The sequence below is a fragment of the Kribbella sp. NPDC049174 genome, from assembly GCF_043197365.1.
Classification (GTDB): Bacteria; Actinomycetota; Actinomycetes; order Propionibacteriales; family Kribbellaceae; genus Kribbella.
In genome coordinates, this window is sequence record NZ_JBICSZ010000008.1 from 267,294 (window position 1) to 286,708 (window position 19,415).

Genomic DNA, 19,415 nt, shown 5'->3' on the forward strand with positions numbered 1-19,415 from the left:
GTACGGCGTACGCCGCGATCGCGGCACCCGAATTAGCCGGCGAGTTGTTCGGCCAGCCATCGCACCGCGAGCGGGTACCGGTAATCGATCCCGCCGTGTGTGCCCTCGAACAGCTCGAAGTGCAGACGCTCGTCCGGAAAGCCTGCCTTCTGGGCTGCCCGATGGAATGCGGTGGCGCCGAGGTCGAGGTAAAACTCGTCCTGTTTGCCCGCGTCGATCCACACCGCCCGCAGCGAACGCAGCGCGTCGGCGTACTGCGGTTCGCGGACCATCTCGACCGGGTCGCGGGACAGCCAGCGCGCCCAGATCTCCGGGATGATCGCGCCCAGATCGTCGAACGGCAGCAGCACCGTGCCGTCCGGCTCGGCGGAGTAGGCCGACGAGTAGCCGTAGACCTCGAGCAGGTGCAGGTCCTCGTTCGTGGTCTGGCCGGCCCGGGTCGCGACGGACTCGAAGAACTTGTCGTAGCTGCCGTCGTACTTGTCCCGGAGCGTCCGTGCGAGCTCCGGGAACTCCGGCCGGTAGCAGAGGTCGAATGCCGCGTCGCCGGCGTGCGTCGCGAGCGCGCCGAACACGTCCGGCCGCAGCAGCGGCGTCACCATGGCCGCATAGCCACCGCTGGACTTGCCGGTGATGGCGCGGTGATCGCGGTCGGCGATGGTCCGGTAGGTCGCGTCGACCCAGGGGACGATCTCCTCGCACAGGTAGGAGTGGTACTGCCCGGTGCCGGGCGAGTCGAGGCACTGGCTGCCGCCGTACCGCGTCCACGAGTCGACGAACACGACGATCGCGGGCGGTACGTCGCCGGTCGCGAACAGCGCGTCGAGAAGCTCCGGATAGGGCTGCCGGAACGGCATCCGGTTGAACCACATCCCGACGTGACCGGTGTACCCCATCGTCACGTAGATCGCGGGGTAGCGCTGGTCCGACTCGTCGTACCCGGGCGGCAGGTAGACGAGCACCGGCCGCTGATGCGGATCACCCAGCGGGTTCCCGCGCAGCAACTCGCTCTCGTACGTCGTCTGCTCGAGCCGTCCGGCAAGGTCAGCGGACCACGGCAACATGGGCAACCTCCTACATGGCGTCTGGGGCCTGCATGCCCAGCAGACCCAGCCCATCCTGCAACACCTTCCGGGTCGCCGCGCAGAGTGCGATCCGGCTGGCTCTGGTCTCACCTTCGCTCGTCAGCACCGGGCACTGCTCGTAGAACGCGGACAGTGCGGTCGCGACGTCGTACAGGTAGGTGCACAGCCGGTGCGGCTGCAGCGTCTCGGCCACCTGCTCGACGACGGCCGCGAAGCCGGTCAGCAACAGCGCCAGCCGCTCCTCGGTGGGCTCCTTGAGCTCCGTGATCTGGTCAGGGTCGGCGCCGGCCTTGGAGAGCAGCCGGGTCAGCCGAGCGTGGGCGTACTGCAGGTACGGCCCGGTGTTACCCGTCATCGCGACCATCCGGTCCAGGTCGAAGACGTAGTCGTTGCCCCGGTCGCTGGACAGGTCGGCGTACTTGACCGCTCCGATCCCGACCGCCTTCGCCGTGGCCTGCCGGTCGATGCCTTCGCGACCGTCGAGCAATGAGTCCGCCCGCGCCACTGCCTCGTTGAGCAGGGTGGTCAGCTTGACCGTGCCGCCGGCTCTTGTTTTGAAGGGTTTCCCGTTCGGTCCGAGGACGGTGCCGAAGCCGACATGCGCGGCAGTTGTTGTCGGCGGCAACCAGCCCGCGGTCTCAGCGAGTGCGAAGATCTGCTCGAAGTGGAGCGCTTGCCGATGGTCGACGACGTACACGATCCGGTCGGCGTGCAGGGTTGCTACCCGGTGCCGGACGGCGGCGAGATCGGTCGCGCTGTAGCCGAAGCCGCCGTCGGACTTCCGCACGATCACCGGCAGCGGCTGACCGTCCCGGCCGGTGAATCCGGGCAGGAACGCGCACAACGCGCCGTCCGACTCGGTGAGCAGACCGGCGGCAGACAGTTCGTCGACGATCCGCGGCAGATCATCGTTGTACGCGCTCTCGCCGACGACATCGTCCCGCGTCAGCTGGGAGTCGAGGAGTGCGTAGACCTGCTCGAAGTCGTCCAGCGAGACGTCGACCATCCGCCGCCAGATCGCCCGCGTCTCCGGATCGCCGGACTGCAGCAGTACGACCCTCGCCCGGGACTTGTCGGCGAAGGCCCCATCGGCGTCGAAGTGCTTCCGACTCCGCTCGTAGAGCAGCTGCAAACCCTGTAGATCAAGGGTTTCCGCGTCGAGGTCCTCGCTGCGCAGCTGCTCGATCATCATGCCGTACTGCGTGCCCCAGTCGCCGACGTGGTTCTGCCGGATCACGTCGTACCCGACGAACTGCAACACGTTGCAGAGCGCGTCACCGATGACGGTCGACCGGAGGTGACCGACGTGCATCTGCTTGGCGACGTTCGGCTGGGAGTAGTCGACGACTACGCGTTGGTGTCTTTCGGTGAAGGTTTGCGGTTCGTTGACCGCGGCCGCCAGCGTGGACGGGAGCAGGGTCAGGTTGATGAATCCCGGTCCGGCGATCTTCACGGGCTCGCAGAGATCGGTCAGATCGAGCGCTTCGACCAGCCGTGCGGCAACGTCCCTAGGCGGTTGGCCCAGGGCATTGCCGAGCCGAAGCGCGAGGTTGCTCTGATAGTGGCCGAACTCGGGCTTGGTCGCCGACCGCAGCTCAGGGTCGAGTTCGCCGTACGACGAACCGAAGGCGGCCGCGGCGGCGGTGGACAGTCTGGTGGCGAGGACAGGCAGAACAGCGGACATGAAAGGTCCTTCGGAGTAGACGCACTGGAACGACGAGGTGTTCAGACAGTGCGTCGTCGTCGCAGGCCGGACCGCAGGCGCAGCGCGCTCACGGACTCCAGGCTGATCGACATGTCAGTCATTATGCATGAAGTGCGGCGAGGGTGCCGGTTTGCGGTCCGCCAGCGGCTCGATCGGCGGGACCTCTGTCTCGCCCAGGAACACCCGCCGGACCACCCGCTCGGCCGCGCGTCCGTCGTCGTACTCGCAGAACTTCTCCCGGTACAGCTGCCGGTGTTTGGCCGCCTCCGCCGACGCGAACGCGCCGGTCTGCAGGATGGTCAGCAGCTCCTCGGGTGACCGCGCGACCAGCCCGGGCGGGAACTCGGTGATGTCGAAGTAGGTGCCGCGCCGTCCGTCGTAGAAGCTCTGGTCCTCGACCAGCAGCACGATCGGGCGATCCAGGTTCGCGTAGTCGAAGGTGATCGACGAGTAGTCCGAGATCAGGACGTCGGCCGCCAGCATCAGATCCTCGACCCGCGGATGATGGGACACGTCGGTCACCCGGCCGGAGTGCGCCTCCGGTGCCTTCGACAACGAATAGTGCGTCCGCACCAGCACCCGGCCGTGCTCGCCGACGGAAGCGGCCAGCCGGTCCAGGTCGAGGTGGATCCCGTCCCCGCCGAGGTCGATCAGCCCGGCCGGGGTCCGGACCGAGTCCACGCCGTCGCGGAACGTCGGCGCGTACAGCACCACCAGGTGCGAGTCGTCGAAACCGAACCCGGCCCGGATCGCGCGGACCTCGTCGAGGGTCGCGTTGATCAGCCGGTCGTTGCGCGGGAAGCCGTACTCGAGCTCCTCGAAGTACGCCGGGTAGGTCCGCTCCCAGATCTCCGAGGAGTACCGGTTCGAGGAGATGTTGAAGTCCCACCGGTCGGTCTGCCGCATCAGCTCGTCGAGGTCCAGGTCCTTCGCGGCCAGCGGGAAGTGCCGCAGGTCGGTCCCCATCGTCTTGAGCGGCGTACCGTGCTGGGTCTGCAGGTGGATCTGCCCATCCCGCTTCACCAGCTCCTTCGGCCAGTTCATGTTGCTGATGAAGTACGTCGCCCGGTCCAGCAGCTTCTGGTACGCCGGTGAGCCCGCGACGACGTACTCGACACCCTCGGGCACCACTGTGACGTGGTCGGCGTCGACGACCCACACGCCGCGCAGATGCGGCGCCAGCTCGGCCGCCTTCTCGTAGATCGCCCGCGGGTTGCAGGCGTACTGCTTGAACCAGTAGGAGCAGTACGCGGCCAGGTTCGGGTCGAGCTTGCTGCGGTGCAGGAGTTTGCCGACGGTCTTGCGCGGGCTCGGGACGTGCAGCACCTTGGCACTCAGCTTGAGGGTGGAGTAGGTCGCGTAGTCGTCGTGGATCAGCAACCACCGCTTGAACCCACGGCTGGTGCGGTCGGCGCCGTACCCCTCCGGCTTCCAGCGCTTGGCGAACGCATGCGCCGCGTGGAAGAACTCGGCCCGGTCGTCCGGGTCGATCCGCTCCGGCTTCGCCAGTACGGCGAGGATGTGGTCCAGGGACCGGTCGAACGCGAACCGGCGCCAGCCGGCCAGCTCCGGGTCGGACTGGATGAACGCATGCACCCGGTCGTACTGGTCGAAGATGTCCCACTGCCTGCGGCCGCCGGTGGCGTGGATGTTCCCGCCGGTCCGGTGCTGGCGGTAGTGCACGACCACCCGGTCCAGGGTGGCGATCCGCTCCGCGGTCAGCATCGTCGAGTACGTCCAGGGCGCGTCCTCGTAGAAGCCGGCCGTGAACGCGAACCCGTGCCGGGTCAGGAAGTCCCGCCGGCAGGCCTTGTTCCAGACCACCTCGAGGAAGGTCAGGAAGATCGGCCGCTCCGCCGCGGTGAACACCCCCGCGCCTTGCCCGGCGAAGGCGTCGTGCCGCTGGTTGCGGACCACCCGGCCGTCCCAGAAGATCCGCTCGTAGTCGAACAGCAGGATGTCCGGCCGGTCGGTCGCGTCGATCCGGGTCGCGATCGCCTCCAGCGAGCCGGGCAGGTACTGGTCGTCGGCGTCGAGGAACAGCACGTAGTCGCCGCGGCACTCCTTCAGCCCGGCGTTCCGGGCCAGCCCCAGGCCGACGTTCTCGTCCAGGTGCAGCACCCGGACCCGCGGATCGGCCGCCGCGTACTCGTCCAGGATCCGGCCGGACCCGTCCCGGTCGGCATCATCCACCCCGATGATCTCGAAGTCGGTGAACGACTGCCCGAGCACCGAGTCCAGGCACGACCGCAGCCACGCCCGGGAGGCATGGCAGGGAACCACGATGCTGAATTTGGGGACGATGCCGAGCGCCATGCCACGTCATCCTAGGGTGAAGGCATGAGTACAGATGTGTTCGAGCCACTGGGTGGGCTGGAGGGCGTCGGGTCGGCGGCCCGGGCGGCCCGGGACGCGGTCGACGTGCTGTTGCGGGACCGTGGGCTGCGCAAGGTCGGCTCGGACGTGACCGCCGAGGCCCTGCTGCGTGGCGCCCACGCCTCCGCCGCACTGGCCGGCAGCCCGGCGACCCTCGACGAGGTACGACGGGGTGGCGTCGACGGACTGGCCACCGGCGCGGTCCGGATCACCGGTGAGCTGATGCGGCTCGCTCCCCAGATCGACACCGCCCCGGTGCAGGTCTGGACCAGACTGCACCAGTTGGCCGCGGCCGATCTGGGCCCGGAAGACCAGTTGGGCCATCTGCGGACCAGTCGGGAGCCGGTGCCGGACGACATCCCGGGGCTGCCGCCGGCGCCCGGTGCCGAGGAGATGTGGGACCGGCTGAGCGCGCTGGCGCAGAATCTGACCCGCCCGACCGCGGCGCCCGGTCTCGTGGTCGCGGCGATCGTGCATGCCGAGCTCGCCATCCTGCGCCCCTTCCCGACCGCCAACGGTCTGGTCGCCCGGGCCGCCGAACGCTGCCTATTAGTTGCCCGAGGCATCGACCCGGTCGCGGTCACGGTCCCGGAGGTCGGTCACTATGAGTTGGCGGGAACCTATCCGTCCGGGCTCGGCGACTACGCAGCGCGAGGGCTGACCGGGGTTCGTGACTGGTTGCTGCGGACCTGCGAGGTCGTGGCACTGGGTGCCGAGCGGTCGCCGCTGGCCCACGTCGGCTGACATGCGAACGGCGTTCTCAGCTGAGAACGCCGTCGCTGGCACGCCATCCTGGTTACCATGCGTGCACCTGTCTGCCGCCACAGGACTAGGCCTGGGTCGCGCTGCCCGGTTGGGATGGGCTGGTCGCCGCGTGGGTGCCTGGCTGCCGTGCAATCTCTACCGGACCCGAAGGTCCTTTGTGCTTCCTTTGTACTCCTGAAAACCCTTTCTGTGAAGGGCTTACGCGACCTTCATGGAGTTGAGAACAATGAAGCAGCCTTCAGCTTTCGGGCCGGCGACCGGCCCGGCTCCCGGGTCAGCTTTCGGTGCGGCGGGCGCGTCGGCGGGCGGCCAGGAACAGTGCCCCGGCGGCCAGTCCGGCGACCGCCACGGTGGCCACGGCAGGCCGTCGTACCTCGCGAAAACGGCCTTGCTCGGCCAGGCCGACCGGCTCGCTGAAGTCCAGCACCGGCCAGTCCCGGGCCACCGCGAGCCGGCGTAACGCCTTGTCCGGGTTGACCGCGAAGGGGTGACCCACCGCAGCCAGCATCGGCTCGTCGGTGACGGAATCCGAATAGGCGTAGGAGTTCTCCAGGTCGTAGCCCTCGGCCTCGGCCAGCGCCAGGATCGCGGTCGCCTTGTGCGGGCCGTACGCGTACTCCTCGATCTCACCCGTGTACTTGCCATCGGCAACTACCATCCGGGTGGCGATCACCTTGTCGGCGCCGAGCATCGCGCCGATCGGCTCGACCACCTCGGCCCCGGACGACGACACGATCACCACGTCCCGGCCGGCCGCGTGGTGCTCGTCGATCAGCTCGACGGCTTCCTCGTGGATCATCGGGGTCACGATGTGGTGCAGGGTGTCGGCGACGATCGCCTTCACCGTGTCCACGTCCCAGCCGGTGCACATCGCGGACAGGTACTCCCGCATCCGTTCCATCTGGTCGTGGTCGGCGCCGCCGAGCAGGTACACGAACTGGGCATAGGCACTGCGCAAGACGGTCCGGCGGTTGATCAGCCCGCCGGCGTAGAACGGCCGGGAGAACGCCAACGTGCTGGAACGGGCGATTATGGTCTTGTCCAGATCGAAGAAGGCGGCCGTTCTGGCCGTCCCGGAGTGCGCCATGGGGTCGAGCATAGGCATCGGGGAGAAACGCCGAGGGACCCGGGCTTTTGTGTGGGCCGGTCTCCCGTTAGACTGTTTGCCAGTGTGACAGTGACACTGGCTCGAGAGCGCCTGATCGGTGAACTCGGCGCCTGGATGACATCGTCCAGTTTGCAACCGAACTGAGATGTGTGGAGTCCAGACTTGGGGGGTACATACCTCCTGACAGTGGCAGACTGTCGCCTCCTGATCGGCCCCCGGCTCCTCCCCCCGAGCCCGTGGCCGAAGACGGCCCCCGGTCACCCCCCCCGCCGGGGGCCGTCGCCTTTCCTCCTCCAGGTGGAGTGGCCTTCCTCCCGCTGCTGCGGAGTTTCCCGTCGCGAATGTAAAAGCCTCCTCAGTTTTCTGCCCGTGGGAGCGCTTTCAAATTATGCAGGGTCTTGACAATGTAGTTGCGCAGTCACAGTTTGTAAGCCATGAACCCGCGTGCACTCCGCCCCCAGGCCGCGATCATTCCCGCCCTGATCACGCTTCTCGTTGCCCTCACGGGCCTGCTTCTGGTCCCCGCGACCGGATCCGCCGCCACCAACCTCGTCACGAACGGAACCTTCGAGACCGGCAACCTGTCCGGCTGGACCTGTTCCGCCGGCGCCACCACCACGTCGGCCCGCACTGGCAGCTATGCGCTCCAGGGCAGCCCGGCGGCGTCCGACAACGCCCGCTGCACCCAGTCGATTCCGGTCAAGGCCAGTACGACGTACACCTTGTCCGCCTGGGTCAAAGGCTCGAACGTCTACCTGGGCTTCGAGGGAGGTACGTCGACCTGGAGCACCAGCACCACCTGGAACCAGCTGACGACCACCTTCACCACCGGCGCGTCCGCGACCAGGGTGACGATCTACCTGCACGGTTGGTACGGGCTACCGCCGTACCAGGCTGACGACGTCGTACTGGATGGTCCGGGTGGTACGCCGGACCCGACCACTCCGCCCACCACTCCGCCGACGACACCTCCCACCACTCCGCCCACCACTCCGCCCACGACTCCGCCTCCGACGAACGGCTCGCTGCCCAAGCACGTTCTCACCGGCTACTGGCAGAACTTCAACAACGGCGCCACGGTCCAGCGCATCTCGGACGTGCACGCCGCGTACGACCTGATCGCGGTAGCCTTCGCCGATGCTGACCCGGCCCGGCCGGGTGCCATCACCTTCAACCTGGACTCCGCCGGGCTGGGTGGTTACACGGTCGCCCAGTTCAAGGCCGACATCGCGGCCAAGCAGACGGCCGGCAAGCGGGTCATCCTGTCGGTCGGCGGTCAGAACGGCACCATCTCGGTCGGCAGCTCCGAGGCCGCGACCAACTTCGCCAGCAGTGCTCTGACAGTGCTTCGCGAGTACGGCTTCGACGGGATCGACATCGACCTGGAGAACGGGGTCAACGCGCAGTACATGGGTCAGGCGCTGCGCAGCCTGCACGGCCAGTTCGGCAGCGGCCTGATCATCGCGATGGCGCCGCAGACGATCGACATGCAGAGCACGTCGTTCGAGTACTTCAAGCTCGCGCTGGCGATCAAGGACATCCTGACGGTGGTCAACGTGCAGTACTACAACTCCGGCTCGATGAACGGCTGCGACGGACAGGTGTACTCGCAGGGCACGGTCGACTTCATCACCGCGCAGGCCTGCATCATGCTGCAGAACGGCCTCCGCCCCGACCAGGTCGGCCTCGGCCTGCCGGCGTCGTCGCGCGCGGCCGGTAGTGGCTACGTCTCGCCGCAGATCGTCAACAACGCGCTGGACTGCCTCACCCGGGGCACGAACTGCGGCAACTTCAAGCCGAGCACCACGTGGCCGTCGCTGCGCGGTGCGATGACCTGGTCGACCAACTGGGACGCGCTGAACGGCAACGCGTTCGCCAACCAGGTCGGCGCCCACGTCCACTCACTGCCCTGATGTCCTGACCATGCACAGCTACCGACCGGCTCCGGTGCTGGAAGCGCTCGGTGTCTGCTCGGAGGACGAGCAGCTCTACCGGGCGCTTCTGGCCCGACCGGAGTCCACTACGACCGACCTGTCACGTGACACCGGGTGGCCTGCCAACCGCGTCGGCAGACACCTGAAGTCGCTGCTGTCCCTCGGCCTTGCCTCGCGGACGACGGGCCGCCCGGCCAGATACCTGCCGGCTGTACCCGAGGCGGCTGTTGAGCTCCTGGCGCTGCGGAAGCAGGCTGCGATTGTCGAGGCCAGGCTGGGTGCGTCTGTGCTGACCACGGAGTTCCGCCGGCCGGACTCGTTCACCGTGATCCGAGGGGCCGAGGCGGTCGCGCAGCGGTTTTACCAGGCCCAGCAGAGCGCCCAGACCGAAGTGCTCATCCTCGACCGGTCGCCGTACGTCGTACTGCCGATCGAGCCGCGGCGTGCTCATGGAGTGGCCTATCGGACGATCTACGACATGGCGTCGCTGTCCGAGCCAGGTGACTTGGTGGCTGCCCAGTCTGCCGGTTGCCGGATCCTGCGCGACGTACCACTCAAGCTGGTTGTGGTGGATCGTCGTACCGGGCTGCTTCCGACGAGTCCGGACGTGGTGGTGGAGCTGGGGCCATCGAGCCTGCTGGACGCGTTGCTGCGGCTGTTCGAGCTGTTGTGGCAGCAGGCGAGTCCGCTGTCTCCTTCTGCTTCGGAGGGACCGCTGAGTGGTGAGGACCAGCAGTTGCTGGCGCTGGCCGCGGCAGGGCTGACGGATCAGGCGATCGCTCGACGGCTGGGAGTGGCGCAGCGGACGGTCGAGCGGCGGATGCAGCGGATCCTGAAGGCACTGGACGCGACCACCCGCTTCCAGGCCGGCCTCCGGGCCGGTCAACGCGGGCTGCTCGTCTAGTCGGTGAGGTCGGCCACCGACCCTCCACTCGCTCCTTCAGTCCGTCACATCGGCGACCGTGGCGTTGAGGGCCTTGAAGAGGTCCTCGGCGGTCACGGTGATGCCGACGCCGTGGTCGCCGCCGCCGATGGAGATCGTGCCGGTGATTCGTTCGTCGGCGACGACCGGCCAGGCGTGCGTGCTGCCGAGCGGTGTGATCGTGCCGCGGACGTACCCGGTGACGGCGAACGCCGTGTCCTTGTCCGGCATCGAGATCCGGTTGACGCCGAGCAGCGTGCGCAGCTTCGGCCACGCGATCTCCCGGTCACCGGGGACCAGCACGAAGCGGTAGTCGTCGTTGGACAGCCGGACGACGATCGTCTTGATCAGGTCGGCCGGCTCGATGCCCCGGGCGGCCGCGGCTTCCTCCAGCGAGTTGACGCGTCCATGCCTGGTCACCTCGTAGCTCAGCCCCAACTGGTCGGCTGCCTCGATCGCTTTGGTCACCCGGCTAGTTTCGCACCTTGCTGGGAACGTTCTTGAGGAGAACGGCCAGCACGAGAGTGATGAGGTACAGCACGCCCGCCTCAAGCGCCACGCCGCTCCAGCCGCCGTGACTCCACGCTGCTCCAGCCAGACCACCGAAGACCGACGACCCCAGGTAGAACGAGAACAGGTAGAGGCTGGCAGCCTGTCCGGTACCCCCACCGCCGGCGTGTGCTCGAGCGGCCACCCATCCGCTGGCCACACCATGTACGGCGAAGAAGCCCGCCGTCATCACCGCAAGCCCGACGACGATCAGCGGAAGCGGTGCCGCCAAGGAGATGGCCACTCCGGCGAGTGTGACCAGACACCCGACCGGGACGACCGTACGACGCCCGCACCGGTCAGCCAGCCACCCAGCCGTCGCCGAACCAGCCGACCCGAGCAGATAGACGGTGAACACCAGGCCCGCAGCGCCAGCGCTCAAGTCGTACGGCGCTCCGGAGAGCCGGAAGACGGACCCGTTGTAGATGGCGACGAACGCGCCTACCGCGGTGGCGGCTATTCCGTAGAGGGCGAGCAGGGCTGGATCACGCAGTACACGACCTGTCTGTGTCATGAGCTGCCGGGGTCTCGCTGAGGTCGGGTGGAAGTTCTGCGACGCGGGGAGCAACAGCCAGACCACAGCGGCGCACAGCACGCCCACGAGGGCGATGCCGCCAGACGCGACCCGCCAGCCGCCGAGGTCTGCGAGCCCGCCCGCGATCAGGCGACCCGCCATGCCGCCGACCGCCGTACCGGCGATGTAGAGACCGCTGGCGCGCGCATGGCTGTCCTGATGCACCTCCTCCCGCAGGTAGGCCATCGCGACCGCGGGCAGCCCGGCCATGGCGACGCCTTGGAGACCGCGGAGAGCGAGCAGCGTGTGCCACGTCGGAGCCACTGCGCAGAGCAATGCGATGCCAGAGGTGGCTGCGACCGACCAACGCATCAGTCTGGTGCGCCCGACCACCTCGGACGCCGGACCGGCGATCAGCAGAGCGATGCCGAGTCCGAGCGTGGCCAGCGACACGGTGAAGGCGCTCTGGCTGGGGGAGACATGGAACGCGTCGACGAGCTCGGGGAGCAGTGGCTGGGTGCTGTAGAGCAGTGCGAACGTCGCCAGGCCCGCCGCGAAGAGAGCGACGGACAGCCGGCGGTAGCCGGCGTCACCCGGTCGATAGCCGGGCTGGACGGCGACGGAGGTGTGCATGCCTTCGACCGTGCCACGGGATTTGCGATACGTAAAATGTCGATCTCAGCAGTAATCGATACGATTCCAGTATGAATGTCGAGGATCTGCGCTGGTTCGCGGTACTTGCGGAGACCGAGCACCTGACCGAGGCGGCGGCACAGCTGGGGACCAGTCAGCCGAATCTGTCCCGGTCGCTGCGCCGGGTCGAGAGCGCGTTCGGCGTCCAGCTCTTCGAGCGTGAGCACCGAGGCGTCCGGCTGAATCCGTACGGACGGGTCGTCCTGGAGGCAGCCCGAGCCGGTACGGCGGCAGTCGACTCGGCCCGGCAGCGCATCGACGCGCTGCTCGACCCTGAGTCGGGGACGGTCCGGCTCGGGTTCCTGCATTCGGTCGCCACCAGCCTCGTACCGGACCTGCTGAGGGCGTTCCGTGAGGTGGCGCCGAGCGTTCGGTTCGCGCTACGGCAGGAGCCGGCCCACGACATCGTCCAGGACCTGGAGAGCGGTGAGGCCGAGATCGGCATCATCGCGCCGCGACCGGATCCGGAAGTGTTCGGCTGGCATCTGCTCGAACAGCAGCGGCTGTGCCTGCACGTCCCGCCTGGACATCCGCTGGCCGCACGGCGCCGGGTGGAGCTGGCGGCGGCTGCTGACGAGCCGTTCGTCGGGCTGCGGCCTGGGTTCGGCTTCCGGCGGATCAGTGAAGAGCTGTGCCGTGCGGCCGGCTTCACTCCGCGGCTGGCCTTCGAGGCGACCGACCTCGCCACCATCGACAGCCTGGTCGGTGCCGGCCTGGGCGTGGCGGTGCTGCCCTCCGGTGCGGTCCGCGGGAACGAGAGCGGGGCGGTGTCGATACCGCTCGCCGGGGTCCAGGCCCGCCGCGAGATCGGCATGGCCTGGCGGCTGCGGGCGCAGCTGACCCCGGCCGCCGAGCGGTTCCGAACGTTCGTCCGCTCCCAGCCGGTCAGATCGACGTGAGGTCGGGGCTGCTGATCCCCGCCTACTGCGCGGTCCCAGCAGGCCCGACCTAGTGACTTTCGTAGCGTTGATCCAATTTTCCCGGTGTCGACTTGCAGAGACAGGGCTTTCCACCGCACAGTTTCCTCCGTGAGGAAGCGTCTCAGTTCGATTCGGCCGAGCCGGCGTCTGCTGTTCACAGCGGGCACGGCCGCTGCTGCGTCGACGGTTGCGTCGGCCGCAACGGCGTCGGCGGCCTCGAAGGGCGAGCTGACCTCGACCGGCGCCTACGGGTCGGGTGTGCTCGGTGCCTGGGAGCGTCAGGCCCGGGCGATCTCGAGCGACGCGCAGATCCGCGAGACGCGGGAGACCGACGGCGTCTTCATGTTCGGCGACAGCATCGGCGTCCAGGACGGCCCGTCGCTGGCCCGGCTGCTGTCCGCGCACGGCATCACCATGGCCGTGCACAACTGGGCCGGCCGACCGGTCACCCCGGCCGTCGACGCGCTGGACACCTGGGCCCAGGACCACGGCCTGCCGCACCGGATCCTGATGTCGGTCGGATCCAACGACATCTTCACCCCGCCGGCGGTGGCCGCTCAGGTCGAGCGGACGATGCAGATCGTCGGCGACGAGCGCACGGTCTTCTGGGTGAACATCCAGGCGGCCCGGACCGGGCACGGCCCCGCCGTCCAGGTCTCCGACCAGCGCAACAGCGCCTGGATCAACCTGCAGCTGGCCGACGCGCAGCGCCGGCACGACAACCTCCGCGTCGTGCAGTGGGCCGAGCACCTGGCCGCCAAGCCGAACCGCCTGTCCAAGTACCTGCGCGACGGCCTGCACCCGTCGATCCCGCTCGGGCAGAACGCCCGCAACGCCCTCATCGTCCAGGCCCTCAAGTCGGGCTGACCCGGCTGACCCGGCTGGGCTGGCTGACCCGGCTGGGCTACGGCTGCGGTTCCAGCTGGCTTCCGGCTTGGCGACGTGCGGGTGGTTGCCCGCACGTCGCCGTACCGCATTCTCTAGAAGCCCGCGGTGATGCGGGTGAACTCCCAGTCGGGTTGCGCGATGCCGGAGCAGTTGGACACCACTCCGCCGCCGGCACAGCCGCGGTCCCGGTTCACCGACCAGAACGCCAGCCGCCCCAGCCCGTTGGACTTGGCCCAGTTGGTGATGTTCTGCCAGGTGGCCGTCGTGGTCATCTCCTGCTGGTCCGACAGACCGTTCATGCCCGAGATGCCCTGGTGGGCGTAGGCCTGCGCGGTCGTCCAGCCGAAGGTCGCCTTCAGCTTGTTGTTCAGGCCGACGGACGCGTTGATCGTGTCCTGCTGGATGTTCGAGCTGCCGAAGTCGAACGGCATCAGCGTGTAGATGTCGATGTTCGCGCCGAGTGCCGCGGACCGCTCGATCAGCCGGTTGCCCCAGTAGTTCGGGCCGGTGGTCGACGTACCGAAGGTGAGGATCGTCTGGATCCCCGGGTTGTTCTGCTTGACGATCTTGAGGGCGTTGAGGATGCGGTCCTGGACCAGCTCGTTCTCGAACTCGTCGCTGTTCTCGATGTCGACGTCGATCGCCTTCAGGTTGTACGCGTTGATCACCTGCTGGTACGCCCCGGCCAGTGCCTCCGGCGTGCTGCAGTTCGGGCCGAGCTTGTTACCGCTCCAGCCACCGATCGACGGCACGATGTCGCCGCCGGCCGCGCGGATCTGTGCGATCGCGTTGGCGTCCGCACTGCCCTGCAGCGGCCTGCTGCCGTCCCAGGCCGGGTTGCAGCCGCCGGACGACAGGATGAACGCCATGGTGAACCACTTGATGCCAGTCGCGTTCATGACGGTCGCCGGGTTCGGCGGGTCACCCCAGCCCATGTAGAGGTACGGCGCTGCCCGCCGGGTGCTGGGCTCACCGCCACCGGTGGTGGTCTTCACGGAGATGGTGCTGCTCTTCGGACCCTCGCCAGCGCTGTTGGACGCACTCACCTGGTAGCTGTACGTCGTGTTGGCGGCAAGACCGGAGTCCGTGTACGACGTACCAGTCGGGGAGCCGACCTTCGTGCCGTTGCGGTACACGCTGTAGCTCGTTGCACCGCTCGGAGCGGACCAGGTGAGGCTCACCGACGATGAGGTCGCCGTACCGGAGAGACCTGTCGGTGCGCCGGGTGCGGTGCCACCACCGCCACCTGTGCAGGAGCCGCCGTTCAGTCGGCAAGCGGCGAGACCGGGGAAGTTGCCCGGGCTGCCGTTGAAGCCGAAGGTGACGGTGGCGCCGGGTGCGAGCGGTCCGGCCCAGCTCGGCGGGGTGAACGTGTGGGTCTGGCCGCTGCTGCTCCTGGTCGCGTCCCACGAACTGCTGATGGTGTAGCCGGACGGGAAGTCGAGTGCGACCGACCACGTGCTCAGTGAACTCGTGGTGCCGTTGGTGACGGTCACCTTGCCCTCGAAGCCGCTGCCCCAGTCGGACACCTTGGTGAACGCTGCGGTGACGGAGGCCGCGTTCGCGGCCGGCGCTGTGAGGAGAGCTAGGACTACTGCGGTGATGGCGGCTAATGCCACCGTGATGCGTTTCATGATTCTCCGATCAGTGGGCGGTACGTGATCAGACCTGGCCCCAGAGTGCGGGGACGTTCGGTGGCTCCCAGCCGGTCAGGGAGGTGTGACCCTGGATGCACTTGTAGGTGAGGCCGTTGTAGCTCACCAGCGCACCGGCCGCGTACGCCGTGTTGGGCGCCCACGGGGTGGCCGTAGGAGGCGTCGGCGTCGGGGTGGGAGTCGGGGTGGGCGTGGGTGTTGGGGTCGGGGTAGGCGTAGGAGTGGGGCTCGGAGTCGGACTCGGCCCGCTGCAACCCGGTGTGTCGGCGTTGACCGCGTTGACCACGTGGTTGAAGAGGGTGACGCTCGGATCCAGTGCCTCGAGGGAGTACATCATCGCGCCGGCCAGACCGTTGCAGTGCTGGTAGTCAGCCTTGGCCTTGATCGACTGGGCGTTGTCGCCGGTCCAGAACGTCCCGTTGCGGTAGAACCACGTTGCCTTCGTGGTGTCGTCGAAGTACGTCGCCGACGGGTCGTCGACGAAGCCGACGAGCTCCTTGTAGAAGGAGACGCCTGGCACGTTGCCACTCATCGCATGACCGTCAGCAGGTCCGGTGGCCGGCTGGTACTTGCCGTTGGCGGTGCTCGGAACGCCCTTCCAACCCCTGTAGTAGAAGGGATATCCAATGGTCAGCTTGTTCGCCGGGAAACCGCCGGGGATGCCGTACGCCGGGTCACCGGTGGTCCACGCCTTGATGGCTCCGTCGACCGAGTACTTGGCCGAGCCGGGCGGGATCGGCGTACTCGGGTCGTCCGGGGCCTGGTAGAGCGGGTCCTGGAAGTTCGTCGGCCCGGTGGCGTCCCAGCCGCCGTGCATGTCGTACGTCATCACGTTGTTGTAGTCGAGGTACTGACCGATCTTGTCGGTCTCGATGGTGGCGATCTTGTCCTGCCCGGCCGGAGTCGCCGCGGTCAGGTAGTAGCGATTGCCGGTCTGGTTGCCGTAGGCATTGAGCTGGGCGCGGAACTCGGCCAGCAGCAGGGTGAAGTTCTGCTTGTCGGCCGGGCTCCAGTGGTTGCCGACATGCCCGTTCGGCGAACCCGGGTACTCCCAGTCGAGGTCGATACCGTCGAAGATCCCGGCCGCCGTACCAGGGCCGCCGAAGCCGTCGATCACGGGCAGGTCGCCCTTGAGGAACATGTTGACGCAGGAACTGACGAACGTCTTGCGCTTCGCGTCGGTGGAGGCGGCGTCGGAGAAGTACTTCGAGTAGGTCCAGCCGCCGATCGAGATCAGGATCTGGAGGTTCGGGTACTGCGCCTTGAGCTTCTTCAACTGGTTGAAGTTGCCCTGGATCGGCTGGTTCCAGACATCACCAACCCCGTCGACGCTGATGTCCGCGCCGTACGACTTGCCGTAGTCGGCGAACGCGTCACCGGCGCCGTCACCGGCGTTCGGGTTGTTCTCGTCCTGCGAGGCGGCCTTGTTCGCCATGAAGCAGGTGTGGTCGGTCGGGTGGATGTTGGCGAACGCGTAGTTGAGGAAGTCCAGCTTGCCGGCCGCGCCGGTGGTGATCAGGTTCTTCGGGTAGAACGCGTTGGCGTAGATGCCCCACTGGGTGAAGTACGCCGTCTTCACACCACCGCTGACGGCGGCTTGGGCTTGTGGTGACTCGGCCGTCGCTGCCGACACGCCGGCGGCGGTGAGCAGGGCGGTGGTGGCGACGGCCGCCGTGGCGGCGAGCATGCGCAATCGACTCATGGGCGGTCCTCCGGAGCTGGGACGGAAGCGGTCCGGTGAAATTTAGTTAAAGACGCTTCGAAAGGAACCGTAACCGTTCCCGGCGAGTTGGTCGCCGCCTCACGATGGCGGATTCCCGCTGCTGACGGAAACCCGACAACGCCTTTGTCCACAGGGATTCCAGTGCCTCGTCCATCGGTGGTCCGATGACGGCATCTTCTAGGCATGGACACTTCATTCCCTGCTGACGACATTTCGGTGCTCATGGCAACAACCGACGAGGTTCTGCTCGACGACCTGCTCCGGCTGGCGGCGGCCGCCTCGGTGACGCCCCTGGTCGAACACGACCTGCTCGGCCTCCGCCGCAGCTGGCATGCCGGGTCGCTGGTCGTGGTCGGCCAGGATCTCGCCGAGCCGCTCGCCCGCACCCAACCGGTACGACGCTCGGGCGTCGTCGTGGCCAGTCTCGCGGACGGCGACGACTTGTATCGCTGTGCCTTCGACATCGGTGCGGAGTCGGTCTTCCGGTTACCTACGGACGAATCCGCGTTGGGTGACAAGCTGGCCGACGCCTTGGACGGCGGGGTGAGGACGGCCCAGACGCTCGCCGTCGTCGGCGGCTGCGGGGGAGCGGGTGCTACCACCCTCGCGTCGGCGGTCGCGGTGTTCGGGAATCGGCGCGGCCTCCGGACGATGCTGATCGACGGCGACCCACTCGGCGGCGGGATCGAGCTCGCGCTGGGGATCGAACACGATGTCGGCGATCGCTGGCCGAAGCTGCTCAACGCCTCCGGTCGGGTGAGCGCCGCGGCGCTGCGCTCCGCCCTGCCGTCGGTTGACGGCCTGGCGGTGCTGTCGTGGGATCAGTCCGACGTGACCGTCCTGCCGCCGGAGACGATGAGTTCGGTGCTGGGTGCGGCGCAACGCAGTAGCGATCTGGTCGTGGTCGATCTGCCGCGTCGTGCGGATCCGGCCGTCGAGGAAGGGTTCGTCCGCGCCGGCCTGACGCTGCTCGTCGTACCATGCGACGTCAGATCCGTCGCCGCCGCCAAACGACTGGTCGGCCCGCTGCGTGAGGTCGCGGGCGACCTCCGCCTGGTGGCACGCGAGCCCCGAGCGAGCGCTCTGTCCGCCTCCGACGTCGCCAACCACCTCTCATTGCCCTTAGCAACAAAGATCGGTCACGAGCGAGACCTCCCAGCCGCAATGGACCAGGGCCGCTTCGACCCCCGTCCGCGCGGCCCTCTGGCCCGAGCCGCCTCCGACCTCCTGTCCCTCCTGAACCTCCCCACCCCGGCTGCCGCATGACCCGCCCTGTTTCGATCACCCACGCGCCCCGATCGGTCGCGGCATGAACGTCACCGCTGCGCTCATCGACCGCGTCCGCGGCACCCTGGCCGTCACCGGCGCCGAACCAACCCCCGCCCGAGTAGCAGCCGCCTTGCGCGCCGACGGCAGCGTCTACGGCGACTCCATCGTGCTAGCCGTCGTCGCAGCCCTCCGCCGCGAGGCCTTGGGCGCAGGACCCCTCGACACGCTGCTCTCCGAGCCAGGCATCACCGACATCCTGGTGAACGGCCCCGACGAGGTCTACATCGACCGCGGCTCCGGCCTCGAACGGGTACTGACCCGCACCGGCGACGAGCCAGCCATCCGCCGTCTGGCCACCCGCCTCGCCGCAGCCGCCGGCCGCCGACTCGACGACGCAACGCCGTACGTCGACGTACGCCTCTCCGACGGCACCCGCTTCCACGCCGTCCTCTCACCCATCGCCGCACCCGGCACCTGTCTGTCCTTACGAGTCCCCTCCCGCAAGGTCTTCACCCTCGACGACCTGGTCGCCGCCGGCGCCCTACCCCCAGCAGGTACGACGGTCCTGCGCGATCTACTCGATGCGCGACTCGCGTTCCTGATCAGCGGCGGAACCGGAACCGGGAAGACCACCTTGCTCAATTCACTGCTGTCGCTGATGGATCCATCCGAGCGACTCGTCTTGGTCGAGGACGCCAGCGAACTGCGCCCCGATCATCCCCACGTCGTCCGCCTCGAGGCGCGACCACCGAACGTTGAGGGCAGCGGCGAGATCAGCCTGCGCGACCTGGTCCGCCAAGCCCTGCGAATGCGCCCCGACCGCCTGGTCGTCGGTGAGGTTCGCGGCCCTGAAGTAGTCGACCTGCTCAGCGCCCTCAACACCGGCCACGAAGGCGGCTGCGGCACCCTCCACGCAAACTCAGCAGCCGACGTACCAGCCCGCCTGGAAGCTCTTGGCGCCCTGGCCGGCCTCTCCCGAGACGCCATCCACAGCCAGATCGCCTCGGCTCTCCACGCCGTCATCCACCTGACCCGCACCCCCAACGGCACCCGCCGAATCGCCGAAATCCAAACCTTCGACCGCCTACCCACCGGCCAGACAATCACCCGCCCAGCCGTCCAATTCCACCCCAACGGCACCATCACCCTCCTCCCCCCATCCCAAGCCTTCACCAACCCCCAAGCAGCCGCCGCATGAACTACGGCCCCTTCTCACCCTGGCCATCTCCCTCCCCACAGCCCACCGCTTCACCAACCTCCCGGTTGGTTCGTCACAACCGCCGCCTTCGAACCCTTGCCCTCGCACTGA

The 19,415-nt window shown here is 67.9% G+C and carries 15 protein-coding genes; 7 read left to right on the forward strand and 8 right to left on the reverse strand.

Going from position 1 to position 19,415, the window contains the following annotated elements:
- Positions 1 to 32 precede the first annotated feature (32 nt).
- The 3 genes from ACGFIF_RS33310 to ACGFIF_RS33320 all read right to left on the reverse strand — a co-directional run bounded on the left by ACGFIF_RS33310 (position 33) and on the right by ACGFIF_RS33320 (position 5,106).
- Positions 33 to 1,064 (reverse strand): alpha/beta hydrolase-fold protein, encoded by a 1,032-nt coding sequence (locus ACGFIF_RS33310; protein WP_393160058.1) that lies wholly within the window; start codon positions 1,062 to 1,064, stop codon positions 33 to 35.
- A gap of 10 nt (positions 1,065 to 1,074) precedes the next feature.
- Positions 1,075 to 2,757: an arginine--tRNA ligase gene (argS, locus tag ACGFIF_RS33315; RefSeq protein WP_393160227.1), complete on the reverse strand. Its 1,683-nt coding sequence runs from the start codon at positions 2,755 to 2,757 to the stop codon at positions 1,075 to 1,077.
- A gap of 126 nt (positions 2,758 to 2,883) precedes the next feature.
- Positions 2,884 to 5,106 carry a CDP-glycerol glycerophosphotransferase family protein gene (locus ACGFIF_RS33320; RefSeq protein WP_393160059.1) on the reverse strand — a complete coding sequence of 741 codons (2,223 nt, stop codon included), beginning with the start codon at positions 5,104 to 5,106 and terminating at the stop codon, positions 2,884 to 2,886.
- A 24-nt stretch (positions 5,107 to 5,130) separates the two neighbouring features.
- Between ACGFIF_RS33320 and ACGFIF_RS33325 the strand changes: the two genes are divergently transcribed.
- Positions 5,131 to 5,910 (forward strand): cell filamentation protein Fic, encoded by a 780-nt coding sequence (locus tag ACGFIF_RS33325; RefSeq protein WP_393160060.1) that lies wholly within the window; start codon positions 5,131 to 5,133, stop codon positions 5,908 to 5,910.
- A 295-nt stretch (positions 5,911 to 6,205) separates the two neighbouring features.
- Here the strand turns inward: ACGFIF_RS33325 and ACGFIF_RS33330 are convergent, their stop codons facing one another.
- Positions 6,206 to 7,018, reverse strand: a complete 813-nt coding sequence (locus tag ACGFIF_RS33330; protein WP_393160061.1) for an HAD family hydrolase — start codon at positions 7,016 to 7,018, stop codon at positions 6,206 to 6,208.
- A gap of 455 nt (positions 7,019 to 7,473) precedes the next feature.
- On the opposite strand from ACGFIF_RS33330, the gene ACGFIF_RS33335 reads away from it, so the two are divergent.
- Both ACGFIF_RS33335 and ACGFIF_RS33340 read left to right on the forward strand, forming a co-directional pair.
- A complete protein-coding gene (locus ACGFIF_RS33335; protein WP_393160062.1) occupies positions 7,474 to 8,952 on the forward strand; it encodes a chitinase in 1,479 nt (492 codons plus the stop codon).
- 10 nt (positions 8,953 to 8,962) lie between these two features.
- Positions 8,963 to 9,877 (forward strand): helix-turn-helix domain-containing protein, encoded by a 915-nt coding sequence (locus tag ACGFIF_RS33340; protein ID WP_393160063.1) that lies wholly within the window; start codon positions 8,963 to 8,965, stop codon positions 9,875 to 9,877.
- 36 nt (positions 9,878 to 9,913) lie between these two features.
- On the opposite strand, the gene ACGFIF_RS33345 is transcribed toward ACGFIF_RS33340, so the two are convergent.
- Together ACGFIF_RS33345 and ACGFIF_RS33350 are read right to left on the reverse strand one after the other, a co-directional pair.
- A complete protein-coding gene (locus ACGFIF_RS33345) occupies positions 9,914 to 10,363 on the reverse strand; it encodes an aminoacyl-tRNA deacylase (protein ID WP_393160064.1) in 450 nt (149 codons plus the stop codon).
- Positions 10,364 to 10,367: 4 nt separating this feature from the next.
- The gene (locus ACGFIF_RS33350; protein WP_393160065.1) at positions 10,368 to 11,591 is read right to left on the reverse strand and encodes an MFS transporter; all 1,224 of its coding nucleotides are present in this window, start codon (positions 11,589 to 11,591) and stop codon (positions 10,368 to 10,370) included.
- A 71-nt stretch (positions 11,592 to 11,662) separates the two neighbouring features.
- Between ACGFIF_RS33350 and ACGFIF_RS33355 the strand changes: the two genes are divergently transcribed.
- Together ACGFIF_RS33355 and ACGFIF_RS33360 are read left to right on the forward strand one after the other, a co-directional pair.
- Positions 11,663 to 12,550, forward strand: coding sequence for a LysR family transcriptional regulator (locus ACGFIF_RS33355; RefSeq protein ID WP_393160066.1), 888 nt, complete (start codon positions 11,663 to 11,665; stop codon positions 12,548 to 12,550).
- 129 nt (positions 12,551 to 12,679) lie between these two features.
- Positions 12,680 to 13,438 carry a hypothetical protein gene (locus ACGFIF_RS33360; RefSeq protein ID WP_393160067.1) on the forward strand — a complete coding sequence of 253 codons (759 nt, stop codon included), beginning with the start codon at positions 12,680 to 12,682 and terminating at the stop codon, positions 13,436 to 13,438.
- A gap of 113 nt (positions 13,439 to 13,551) precedes the next feature.
- On the opposite strand, the gene ACGFIF_RS33365 is transcribed toward ACGFIF_RS33360, so the two are convergent.
- The gene (locus ACGFIF_RS33365; RefSeq protein ID WP_393160068.1) at positions 13,552 to 15,093 is read right to left on the reverse strand and encodes a cellulose binding domain-containing protein; all 1,542 of its coding nucleotides are present in this window, start codon (positions 15,091 to 15,093) and stop codon (positions 13,552 to 13,554) included.
- A gap of 28 nt (positions 15,094 to 15,121) precedes the next feature.
- The gene (locus ACGFIF_RS33370; protein ID WP_393160069.1) at positions 15,122 to 16,816 is read right to left on the reverse strand and encodes a glycosyl hydrolase family 18 protein; all 1,695 of its coding nucleotides are present in this window, start codon (positions 16,814 to 16,816) and stop codon (positions 15,122 to 15,124) included.
- Positions 16,817 to 17,020: 204 nt separating this feature from the next.
- Between ACGFIF_RS33370 and ssd the strand changes: the two genes are divergently transcribed.
- Together ssd and ACGFIF_RS33380 are read left to right on the forward strand one after the other, a co-directional pair.
- A complete protein-coding gene (gene ssd, locus ACGFIF_RS33375) occupies positions 17,021 to 18,103 on the forward strand; it encodes a septum site-determining protein Ssd (protein ID WP_393160070.1) in 1,083 nt (360 codons plus the stop codon).
- A 43-nt stretch (positions 18,104 to 18,146) separates the two neighbouring features.
- Entirely contained in the window at positions 18,147 to 19,304 is a 1,158-nt protein-coding gene (locus ACGFIF_RS33380; RefSeq protein WP_393160071.1) for a TadA family conjugal transfer-associated ATPase, read from the forward strand.
- The last annotated feature ends 111 nt before the right edge of the window (positions 19,305 to 19,415 follow it).